The organism is uncultured Psychroserpens sp. (assembly GCF_947492715.1).
GTDB lineage: Bacteria > Bacteroidota > Bacteroidia > Flavobacteriales > Flavobacteriaceae > Psychroserpens.
In genome coordinates this window covers 42,677-55,584 of sequence record NZ_CANLNS010000002.1, presented here as the reverse complement: position 1 = coordinate 55,584, position 12,908 = coordinate 42,677, and the positions used below count along the sequence as shown (strand labels likewise).

Genomic DNA, 12,908 nt, shown 5'->3' with positions numbered 1-12,908 from the left:
CGTTAAAATATAGGAGTTTTGCAGTGTCGTAAGGTCTTAATTTTTATCTTTAGAAGGAATTAAAACCAACCATTCATATGAATAAAATCAAGTTTGCAATAGCGCTCTGCTTTTGCAGTTTTGCATTATTTGCTCAAGACTATTTCCCTAAGAACAATGGTGTTAAAGTCACCAACACCAATTATCAAGCATTTACAAATGCAAAAATTTACGTCACACCTTCTCAAATTATTGAGAATGGCACATTACTAATTAAAGATGGAAAAGTAGTGGCATCTGGTACACAGGTGACCATTCCAAAAAACACGACCATTGTTAATCTAGAGGGTAAAAGTATTTATCCGTCTTTTATAGATATATATTCCACATTTGGTGTAAAAAAACCTGAACGTCCAAACAGTAACGCCAGAGGACCGCAATATGGTCCAAGCAGAACTGGATACTATTGGAACGATCATGTAATGCCAGAAAATAGGGCTATTGATAAGTTTAGATATGATTCTAAAATGGCAAAAGAACTATTAAAAGCTGGTTTCGGTGTGGTAAACACATATATTGAAGATGGTATTATTAGAGGAAGCGGAACCTTAGTAGCCTTAAATCCTAGTGCTGGAAATGAAGTTCGTATACTAGACCCTCAATCTGGACAATACTTTTCTTTTCGAAAAAGTGTTACTTCAAGGCAATCCTATCCTGGTTCTATAATGGGAAGCATGGCTCTATTGCGTCAAATGTATTTAGATGCTGATTGGTATGGAAAAGGTTATAGTCAAACTAAAGACCTTTCACTTGAGGCTTTAAATGATAATAAAAATTTAGTACAAATCTTTGGTGCTGGTAACAGAGTAAATGCCCTTAGAGCAGATAAAATTGGAGACCAGTTTGGCATTCAATATGTCATTCTTGGTGGTGGAGATGAATATGAGCGCATTAGAGACGTAAAGGCAACAAATGCATCTTATATCCTTCCAGTCAACTTTCAAGCAGCATATGATGTAGAAAATGCTTTTTTAAGTAGATCTCTTTCATTAGGAGATATGAAAGCTTGGAATCAAGAACCGTCTAACCCAAAGGTTTTAGCGGAAAACGGCGTGACTTTTGCTTTTACCACGCACGATTTAAAATCTCCAAAATCGTTTAAATCTAATGTCATGAAAGCTATTGAGTATGGGCTTTCAAAGGAAAAAGCATTAGAGGCTCTAACAACGACACCTGCAAAATTACTAGGAAAATCTTCTCAAATAGGATCATTAAATAAAGGCGCTTATGCTAACTTTTTAATTACATCTGGAGATGTTTTTGATAGCAAAACTACACTGTACGAAAACTGGGTTCAAGGAAAGAAAACAGTACTTGAAAATATGGATGTTAAAGATATTCGCGGAGATTATGAATTTCGCTTAGCTGGTGCATCTTACAAAATGACCTTGAAAGGGTCATTAAGTAAATTAAAATCTGAAATTACTAGTGATGGTAAAACAAGAGGTTCAAAAATTAACTACGCAGATGATTGGGTAAATATCTCCATGACAACCAAAGATTCTACCCAACAAAAATTTATTCGATTAGCAGCTCATGTTAATCATAATAATGCCCTTAACGGAAAAGCCATTTTCCCAAATGGCAATGAAATGACATTTTATGCCACCAAGATGCCTAAAGAAGAAAAGGCCAAAGAGGATAAAAAAGCAATGAAGGATAAAGTGCCTAAAACGACAGTTGCTGTAACATATCCAAATGTCGCTTATGGTTTTGATCAGCTACCAAAAGCAGAAACATTACTCTTTAAAAATGCAACCGTCTGGACTAATGAAGATGCAGGTGTTTTACAGCAAACCGATGTCTTAATTAAAAATGGTAAAATTGCTAAAATCGGCAAGAATATTTCCGACGGAAATGCGACGGTTATAGACGCTACTGGCAAACATTTAACTGCGGGGATTATTGATGAACACTCACATATTGCGGCATCTTCTATTAATGAAGGAGGTCACAACTCTTCTGCTGAAGTATCTATTGAAGATGTTATTGATGATGAAGACATCGATATTTATCGAAACCTTGCTGGAGGCGTTACTTCCATTCAAATTTTACATGGATCGGCAAATCCTATTGGAGGGCGTTCGGCCATTATAAAACTAAAATGGGGAGAAACTGCTCAAAATTTAATTTATGATGATAGTCCGAAGTTTATAAAATTCGCTTTAGGCGAAAACGTAAAACAATCTAATTGGCAAAGTTTTGCAAGATTTCCACAAACTAGAATGGGTGTTGAGCAACTATATATGGATTATTTTAATCGTGCTAAAGCCTATGATGAGTTAAAGAAAAGCGGAAAGCCATATCGAAAAGATATTGAAATGGAGGTAATTGCCGAAATCTTAAACAAAGAGCGTTTTATTTCCTGTCATTCTTATGTGCAAAGTGAAATTAATATGTTGATGAAAGTTGCCGAAAAGTTTGACTTTAAAATCAACACATTTACGCACATTCTTGAAGGTTATAAAGTGGCAGATAAAATGGCTGAACATGGCGTAGGCGGATCAACATTTAGTGATTGGTGGGCCTACAAATATGAAGTTAATGATGCCATCCCATACAACGCTGCAATTATGCATAACGCAGGTGTTATAGTAGCTATTAACAGTGACGATGGTGAGATGTCTCGGCGTTTAAATCAAGAGGCTGCAAAATCTGTAAAATATGGAGGTATTAGTGAAGAGGATGCTTGGAAATTTGTAACACTTAATCCTGCAAAACTATTACACATTGATGATCGTGTAGGAAGTTTAAAAGAAGGAAAAGATGCAGATGTTGTTTTATGGTCTGACCACCCAATGTCTATTTATGCAAAAGCAGAAAAGACCATTATTGAAGGTGTAACCTATTTTGATTTAAAACGTGATCAAATCATGCGTGATCAAATTAAAAGAGAAAAAAGTGACCTTATAAATATGATGATGCAAGCCAAAAATAAAGGCCTAAAAACGCAGCCTATCAAAAAGAAAGAGAAGGATCAAATGCATTGTGATTATTTAGATCAAGAACAACACTAAAAAGATGATTATGAAAACTATATATATAAAAACAATCGTTGTATTTCTAATGAGTTTCTCTCTTGGTTATGCGCAACAAACACCTGCTCCAACACAAGACAAAGCAGTCGCCATTACTGGCGCCACAGCACACTTAGGAAATGGAAAAGTAATTAACAATAGCTTGATCATTTTTGAAAACGGAAAATTAACTCAGGTTTTAGATGGAACTACAGTTAGAGTAGATATGTCAAAAATGGATGTTATTAATGCCAATGGAAAACACGTGTATCCTGGTTTTATTGTACCCAATTCAACCTTGGGATTGGTTGAAATTGGAGCCGTTAGGGCTACAGATGATGATTCTGAGCTTGGAACTTGGAATCCTCATATCAGAAGTTTAATAGCATACAATGCCGAGTCTAAGATTGTTGAATCTATGAGGCCGAATGGCGTGTTAATTGGCCAAATCACTCCAAGAGGTGGTCGTATTTCAGGAACTTCATCAATTGTACAATTTGATGCATGGAATTGGGAAGATGCCGTTATAAAAGAAGATGATGGGATTCACATGAATTGGCCCAACAGTTTTTCTAGAGGCCGTTGGTGGTTAGGAGAAGATCCTGCTATGAAAGTTAACAAAAACTATGATAATCAAGTCACGCAGATTGCCGATTATTTTAATGGAGCGAAGGCCTATATGCAAAGTGATAAAGCAATTAAAAATTTACCATTTGAGGCTACTAATGGCTTGTTTGACGGAAGTAAAACATTATATATTCATGTCGATGATGAAAAAGGTATTACAGATGCCGTAAATTTTTCAAAAGTGCACAATGTAAAGTCAACTGTTATTGTTGGTGGGTATGAGGCATATAAAGTAGCCGATATGTTGAAGAAACATAACATTCCGGTGTTATTACAACGTGTTCATTCTAGACCAAGCCAATCAGATGATGATTATGACATGCCTTTTAAATTAGCAAAATTACTTACAGATAAGGGAGTTACTGTTGCTTTAGAAACAAGTGGGCAAATGGAACGTATGAACTCGCGTAACTTGCCTTTTTATGCAGGTACTACAGTTGCTCATGGTTTAACAAAAGAACAGGCCTTACAACTCATTACTCTCAATCCAGCTAAAATTTTAGGAATAGATGAGAATTATGGCAGTTTAGAAGCTGGTAAAAGTGCTACGCTCTTTATTAGCGAAGGAGATGCCTTAGATATGAGAACCAATATTATTACACATGCGTTTATAGATGGACGTTTAATTAGCTTAGATACACATCAAACAGAACTATGGGAGCGTTATTCTGAAAAATTAAAACCTAAGAAAAAATAACATGCGCTGTGTGCTAAAAAAAAAAGACCTATCAATTTCACAATAGATAGGTCTTTTTTTATTAATTAGATACATACTATTCTATTAAAATAGCGCCTTCTGGTTTAGCAAAAAGTGTAGCATTAGGGGTTTTATCTGATACGATAATATCTGAAAATTCTACAGTGTTACGTTTTTCTGTAGGTACGTTGTTTTCATAGTTATACCAATCAATACTTTTAGGTAACACTAATCCATTAACCGTTTGCCAATTGTTATACCTGATAAAATGAAAATCGGTACTTTTTTCATCCTTACCAAAAGTAACTGTATATCCTAACCATTGCAATTGTCCTGTCTCTTCATCATAATATAAAACATATTGATCGTCTGATGATGCTCCTACCCCATCTTCATAAGAGATTAGAACTCCAGGGTACGTTTTACCTTCAAATTCAAGAGGAGTTGCCTCTTCATATATAATACCATTGTCACTAACGATAAAAGGCATGGCATAGAAATACATCATCAATCCTTTATAAAATTTGGCATTGCCTTTATATTCATTACCGTCTTTCTCACTAACCCATAGCACATCCCCATCATAACCTGCTGTATATGTTGGCGTATCAATACGCTCTGCGCGTGTTTTTAAATTGGTTGTGGTCACTTCTTTTCCATTTGGTCTCTCCATAGTAAATGACAATGTGTTCATGTTATTCCATGCGTCTACACCTCCATGCGCATCAAATATCTTGCTAATATTCTCAGGATATACGCTTGTTGTAGCATCTAAATTTTCTTCCGAATAGTCAATAGATTCTACTGTTTCGTTGGTTTTATTCTCCTTGCAAGATGCAAAAACTACGAGTACAATTAAAAGTAAAGTTTTAAGTTTCATTTGTTGATGTTTTAGTTTCGTGCTTAGACGAAGGTAAACAGAATAGTTTACAAAAAAAGCCTCAGAAAAATCCTGAGGCCTAAATTCAACTAAATAAAGATTTGGACTATTCTATTACAAGTTTCTTTATTAAACTTTTTGTTGTTGTATTCAATTTTATAAAATACAGTCCATTTTGCAAATGGGATGTGTCAATATTCGCTGTATGTCCTTCTAAAATATCTTGTTCCAAAACTTGCTTTCCTTGGATGTCAATAACCTGAATCGTTACATTTCCGAAGTGTACCTCATTCAATTCAACTATAACATTATCTTTCGCTGGATTTGGATATATATTGAAGTTTAATGCATCTATTTCTGAAATTGATAAGCTCTCTTCAACAAACTCAGTTTGAAAAGTATTAGTTATAATAGGAGCATTAAAATCAAAATAGATAGACGCTGTATTTGGAATAATATCATTAAGGGCATAACCCGCTTGGGGTTTAATTCTAAAATAGACAAAACCGTTACTACCTTCTGCATCGTCTTGTTCTGCAGGCAAATAAATATTATCAAATTGCCATGTGATTTCATTATCAATCTTAGACAAAATATAATTATGGCTAGATTGCAACATTTCGAAGGTTGTTTGATCTAAACCAGAATCTAAAACATCTTCAATTCTAACGGTAATGGCATCTGCTGTACCAACATTTTGAAAACGAATTGTATAGTATAAGAATTCATCGGACACCACGAAATCATCATAAACAACTTCTGGTCCATGAGCTTCCATTTTGTCATTAGGATCAAAAGAGCCAACAACTATTTGACTAAGAGTTGATGTATTGTTGAGTTCGAAATCGTCATTTCCCGAAGTTACATATGTTACCGTATTGGTTACGACTTGATTCAATTCTACGCTCGCTGGGCAATATAACAACACATTTATAAACTCGATATCACCTGGTTGCAAATCTGTAAACTCCAAAATAAATCCGTTTGAAGTATTAGTAATAACATGGTTGGGGTTTGTTTGATATAAGGTTGTATCAAACTGGACTGAATCATCTGCCACAAACTCTATGGTACCTGAAGCAATCGTATTAAATCCAAAATTCTCAATATATACGCGGTTTACATAATTAAATCCTGGTCTTGGTGCCGCGGAAAAAGGAGCTAATACATAAACACCTAGATCTTCGCACATGAGGTCGTTAGTTACGGGGAAATTAATTTCTAAATCTTCATCTCCAGTTACTGAAACGTTACTCACAGTACTTGTTGTAATCGTGTAGCAATCGTCATAATTGTCAAACAAATGATACGAAATCTCATAAGTATTTCCTTCTCCTGGGTTGGCTATGTAATAGCTGCCATCCGAAGTCATAATTTCATTAATGATACCGTTGTTGTTTACTTCATACGTAAAATACCCATTTCTAAAATTAGAATCATTTCCGTCTACCATCCCATTACCATTTTCGTCAAAGAAAGCGCGACCGCTAATACTTCCAGAAAAATCATTACAAGACACATCAAACGTAATAGATTCTGAACTACCATCTCCACAACTTATACTTTCATTTGTTTCTATTCTAACCGAAATGGATGCTCCAGTAGATTGGAAACTTAGTCCATCAAGGTCTCCATTATTATTACCATTGAAAAGTTGAGTTACACCATCAGAATCAATAACGATAACATAATCTCCGTCTGTTTCTAATTGTCCAGAATTAAATGTCAGTGTTAATGGTGAACCCGTATAATTTAGAAAGTTATACTGATAACTCGTATTATCTGGATAACAATAGTCTATACTTACTGGAATTGCCCCACAGAATACTTCTATATCCTCGCAATTTGGGTCGACTATAAGATCAAAATTCACTATTGAAAAACAACCGGTTACAACATTCTCAGCACGAGCCCAAATAGTCTGAGGATTACTAATATTAGAATACGGGCTCGCCAACGCATTAACATAGGCTAATGCATCAAATTCTGATTGGTAATAGCTTATTGAAACATCGAGATCGTTTCCAATGATTTCGGCATCCTTAGTGGTAAAATCAAACACCCCAAAGCCTCCAGAATTAGCATCGCATACCACATAATCTGATGGGGTTTGAGCATCTGGTGATGGATTGAATGTTACGAAAATCGTATCTGCAAAAATGGTGTCTGCATCAATAATAACTTGAACTTCATAAATATCTGTGTAATTCACCTCTAATGTTGGTCCGTTTTCATTGATAATAATGAAACCATTCTGAAACCAAGCATACTCTATGGCATTGGCAGTCGTAGCATCTAACACAACAGTCTCTCCTTCGCATGTAAAAATATCCTCTCCTAAATCAACTTGTGTATAACCAGATAAAAAACTTAAAGTAAATAGGGCAATTAGTAATTTTTGTTTCATAAATATAGTGTCTTAAATAGTCTATTAAGGTAATACAATTACCCTAATAATTTAATAGTATCAAAAGGAAACCTCAGGCTTGTCCCTGAGGTTTTGTGAAATCATTTGTTTGGGTTATTCTATAACAAGTTTCTTTACTAAACTTTTAGTTGCTGTATGTAACTTAACGAAGTACATTCCGCTTTGTAAATTTGAAGTATTAATATCCATAGAGCTTCCTTCTGAAATATCTTGTTTCAAAATTTGTTTCCCTTGTATGTCAATAAATTCAACGGTTATATTTTCAAAGTTATTAGTATTTAACCTAATCGTTACCTTATCTTTTGCTGGATTAGGAAACACATCGAAAGATGTTATATCAATTTCTGAAACCGATAAGGCAAACTCAACAAACTCTGTATCAAATCTATTGGTAATTACAGGTGCATTAAAATCGAAATATATAGCCGCAGTATTAGGGATTATATCTCCTATAGCATAGCCTGGTTTTGGTTTAATTTTAAAGTATACAAAACCTCTACTTCCTTCATCATTATCTTGTTCTGCAGGTAGGTTTATAGCATCAAAATACCATTCGAGATTAGCTCCTGATCGTGTCACAACATAATCGTGACTAGATCGTAGCATCTGAAAAGTAGTCTCATCTAATTGGTTATTTAGTGCATCCTCTATTCTAACAAATGTTGCTGCAGCTGTACCCAAATTTTGGAAACGAATCGTGTAATACAGGTATTCATCAGACGCGGCAAAATCATCATAAACCACAGTTGGACCATGAGACTCCATTTTATCATTAGGATCCCAAGAGCCAACTACAACTTCAGATAATGTGGAATAATTATTTACAGGCACCAAATCATTATTATCGGTAATATAGTCTGCTGTATTTGTAACAATATCTCCCAAGGCAACACTTGCTGGACACATGATTGAAATTCCAATAGTCTCCACATCTCCTGGTTGAAGGTTTACAAAATCTACAGTGAACCCTGTTGTTGTTGTCGTAATCGTATAAGCCGGATTTACGCTAAAGGTGTTATTTAATACCATCTGAGGATCAATTGTAAACTCAACTGTTCCAGATGCAATCGTTGTAAATCCTAAATTTTCTAAATACAAATAATTTGTGTGGGTAAAGCCTGGTCTTGGTGGCGTCCAGTTATTAATAAGGTATACCGCCAAATCTTCACAACTTTGTTCTTCTACTACAGGGAAATCTAATGTTACTGTATTTCCATTGGCTACACTAATAGCATTAAAACTGCTTGTTGTTAAATCATAACAGCCTGCAGACTCTTCATATAAATTAAACGTAATATCATAAGTATCAGTGTCATTTGTACTAATAATTTGAAAACTCCCTGTAGATGAATTCACGGTATTAATAATACCATCACTATTAACTTCATAGGTGAAATATCCATTTGAGAAATTAAACTCATTGGCATCAAATACAGCATTTGTATTGGCATCTTCAAAAGCATTTACTTGTATCAATCCAACCGAAGACGCACAGAACACATCAAAATCAAAGGCTTCGGTACAACAAGTACTTCCAGATTGACAGCTAATAGAACCATCAGTATCAAAACGTATAGTAATACTATTTCCAGAAGACGTATAACTTAATCCTGTAAAGCTTCCATTATTCCCATAAGGAAGTGTTGGATTTAAAACGGTTCCGTCAGAATCTAGTATTGAAATTTCATCATAATTTACCTCGGTCGCTCCTGCGTTAAAAACAACAGTTAGTGGCAGTCCGTCAACACTTTCAAAAGAAAATTCGCTAGTGTCATTATTTCCGTAGCAATAATTTGTGTTAACAGCACCATTATCACAATCTACGAGCTGATTAGGGTTTGCTCTTGTAGTAAAACTCTCTTCAGCACATTCTATGGCATCACCATTGTCATTGTAAGGCACAATACTTACATAATACGTAATCTCATAATCGAGTGTTCCTATATCATAAGTTAATACATTACCTACATCAACATGGTCAAGAACCTCCGTTCCTCCAGGCGTGATTCCTACTGATACCTTATAACCGTTAACCAACCCAGACGAAGCCGTCCAAGTTATATCTGTATTTTCGTTTACGTCCTCAGAACCATTCTCAGGTGATGTAAGTACAGACGTACAGTTAGGTAAGGCATTTGGATCTAAACAACTTACGGTAAAATCTATTGGAATATAATTTTGATTTGCACATGCAAAAACCTCATCAGAATTAATATAAATAGTAATTGTATCACCTGTTGACACAAAAGATAATCCTGTTAAGTCACCTCCATTCCCATAAGTTGTTGCTTCTGGATTTAAATTTGTAACACCATCAGAATCTAGAACTACCAATTCGTCCCAAGTATCTTCAACCTGTCCAGCATTAAAAAACACATGCAACTGTGAGCCATCAGAACTAGAATATACATATGGTGTAGCATCATCCAATTCATAGCAAAACGTTGTATTAACTGGATCTTCTCCACACGCCACTTCAATAGGACATGTTTCTGTTAGGATATTAAAATCGCTAAGAGCAAAACAACTATCGTTTTCATTTTGAACTCTTACATAAATTGTTTCCGTAGCATTTGTCGAAGTATAAACTGTAGGATTTGCAATAGGATTAACACCGAAGAACGCATCGTTTGGATTGACATGAAATGTTATAATAAAAGAACTTGCATCTGCTCCTAATAAAATCTCTGGAAGCGTCAAGGTTAAATCATATATTGCATTTGGTTCACAGCTTGTTAAATCGGCGGCATCACCTAGTGCTATTGATTCTCCTTCTATAACATCTATAGAAAACGTTTCAGCGATACAGCCAGTAAATGCATCTGTTACATCGATAGTATAAACACCACTTTCGAACACGACAATTTCTGGATCTGTGGCACCTGTATTCCATAGGTATGTATATTGTCCACTACCTCCAGAAACTAAAGGTGTTAACACAACTTCCTCTCCATTGCAAATCGTATAAGAACCATTATAATCAACTATTGGTGCTAAATTGGCATTAATCGTTAATGTTGTTATTGCTGTGTTACCTGTAGCATTTTCTTCTACATGTACATAAATCACTAATGTTTCTAGAGTATTTTGATAAGATGTTGGATTGGCTATAGGGTTATTCTGATTTACAGCATCTGCTTCTGTTGTATAATATGTAAAAACATAATCGACAACATCCGCTCCATTAACAATCTCTGAATTCTCAGATGTTAAATCAAATTCACCAATAAAATTAGGGTCGTCTGAACAAAAATCTATCGTTGCTGGAGATACCGAAAGGCAGTCAACATCTACTACTAATTCTAAAGTTGTGGTTTCATAACAATCACCAAAATTTGTCGACACTCTTACATAAATAGTTTGTGCAAAACCAACAATATTAAAATATGGCGTTGATAATGCGTTCACATTAGCGTCAGCATCAGCAAGGGTTTCATGGTAAGTTACAATAAGTGTTGGGTTTTGGTTTCCGTTTAAAATTTCGGCAGTTTTACTTTCTAAATCGAAAGGATAAAACCCATCTCCGTCGTCATCACAAACAACAAATGCTGTTGGTTCAGTTAGAATAATACTTTGATCTACATTTAAGTATAAAACGGTATTTGGGCTCGCATAATAACAACCCGTAACGTTATCTTCAATTCTCACGTAAATGGTTTGAAAATAAGCAACCGTATTTATATAAGATTCAGGGTTTGCTATTGAATTTATCCCTAAATCTGCATTCTGTAATGTTTCATAATAAGTAACAGATAGGTTTGGGTTACCCTCGGCAAATTCTAGATCAAATTGAGTTAAATCAAATACTGCAAAGCCACCCCCTTCATCACATGCAATAACATCTTGAGCAAAACCATTTATTGGTAATGAGTTTACAATGAGATTAAATGTAAATAGCTCTATATTACCTGTGTTTTGAACTGCGCTAACATAAATTGTCTGAGGATTTGAAGAATTGGTATATGGAGATGGTAAAGGATTTAACTGATTTACCGCATCTGCTTCTGTAAGATGATAGGTGATCGTGTATTCATTTGGACTGAAATCTCCAAGAATTAATGGTGTTTGAGATTCTAAATTAAAAGAAGCAATGTCATCATTATCATTGTCACAAACGACCATATCATTGGGTTGATTTAAAGTTTGAGAAAACGTGGTTATCGAAAAAAGTAGGGCAACAAGCGGAAATAGTAATTTTACTTTCATAGAAAAGATAGCGTTTGGTTAGTAGTTAAATTGATTGTTAACTGGAAAGTTAAGTATCAACGGATTAATGTCATTACTATAACAATTGGGTTTGGAATTTTCCTACCTTTTTGTAAAAACAATTGTTAACTCTAATACCAACAAAGACATTGTGAATGATCTATAAAAGCGTAAATTTGTGGCTATTCAAATATAGCGCATAGCCAGAAAATGAATCATAAGGAGATTACGAGTACTCAAAACCCATTAGTAAAAAAAATAATTGTTCTAAAGGAGAAATCACGAGAACGAAAAAAAACAGGGCTTTTTGTAGTTGAAGGACAGAGAGAGCTGAGTTTGGCTCAAAAGGCAAACTATCAAATAAAAACAGTTTTATTTTATAAGCCACTCTTTTCTGAACAACTTAGGCAATCGCTATCATCTTCTGAGATAGAATGTATTGAGATTTCTAAAGAAGTTTTTCAAAAACTTGCGCATCGCGATACTACTGAAGGGGTTATTGCCATAGTTAACGTTAGATCTCATGACATGAATCATTTAAAATTTGATTCGCCAAATCCTTTAATTCTTGTTGCAGAGGCTCCTGAAAAACCTGGAAACATTGGTGCTTTATTGCGCACTGCAGATGCCGCAAATGTAGATGCCGTTATTATTGCTAACCCTAAAAGCGACCTTTACAATCCGAATATTATTAGATCCAGTGTAGGGTGTGTATTTACAAACCAAATAGCAACTGGTCAAACAAAAGAGATTATTAATTTTTTACAGCAGCAAAATATAGCTATCTATTGTGCTGCTTTACAAGCCTCAGTAGATTACCACACACAAGATTTTACTAATCCAACGGCTATTGTGGTTGGCACAGAAGCCACGGGCTTAAGTGATGAATGGTTAAAAAATTCTTCTCAAAATATTGTGATTCCAATGCAAGGAGAAATTGATAGCATGAATGTTTCGGTTGCCGCCGGAATTTTAATCTTTGAAGCAAAACGTCAACGACATTTCAAATAATAT

General features: G+C 34.9%; 6 protein-coding genes. 3 read left to right on the top strand and 3 right to left on the bottom strand.

What is annotated here, in order from left to right; genetic code table 11:
• Window positions 1-77 precede the first annotated feature (77 nt).
• A complete protein-coding gene (locus Q0787_RS07055) occupies window positions 78-3,056 on the top strand; it encodes an amidohydrolase family protein (RefSeq protein WP_298901592.1) in 2,979 nt (992 codons plus the stop codon).
• A 10-nt stretch (window positions 3,057-3,066) separates the two neighbouring features.
• Entirely contained in the window at window positions 3,067-4,380 is a 1,314-nt protein-coding gene (locus Q0787_RS07050) for an amidohydrolase family protein (RefSeq protein WP_298901591.1), read from the top strand.
• Window positions 4,381-4,456: 76 nt separating this feature from the next.
• Here Q0787_RS07050 and Q0787_RS07045 read toward each other — a convergent pair whose 3' ends face one another.
• From Q0787_RS07045 to Q0787_RS07035, 3 genes are all read right to left on the bottom strand, one after another.
• A complete protein-coding gene (locus Q0787_RS07045) occupies window positions 4,457-5,260 on the bottom strand; it encodes a DUF6503 family protein (protein ID WP_298901589.1) in 804 nt (267 codons plus the stop codon).
• Window positions 5,261-5,366: 106 nt separating this feature from the next.
• Window positions 5,367-7,667: a T9SS type A sorting domain-containing protein gene (locus Q0787_RS07040; RefSeq protein WP_298901588.1), complete on the bottom strand. Its 2,301-nt coding sequence runs from the start codon at window positions 7,665-7,667 to the stop codon at window positions 5,367-5,369.
• A gap of 114 nt (window positions 7,668-7,781) precedes the next feature.
• Window positions 7,782-11,894 (bottom strand): T9SS type A sorting domain-containing protein, encoded by a 4,113-nt coding sequence (locus Q0787_RS07035; protein WP_298901587.1) that lies wholly within the window; start codon window positions 11,892-11,894, stop codon window positions 7,782-7,784.
• A gap of 210 nt (window positions 11,895-12,104) precedes the next feature.
• Between Q0787_RS07035 and Q0787_RS07030 the strand changes: the two genes are divergently transcribed.
• Window positions 12,105-12,905 carry an RNA methyltransferase gene (locus Q0787_RS07030; protein ID WP_298901586.1) on the top strand — a complete coding sequence of 267 codons (801 nt, stop codon included), beginning with the start codon at window positions 12,105-12,107 and terminating at the stop codon, window positions 12,903-12,905.
• Window positions 12,906-12,908: the final 3 nt, after the last annotated feature.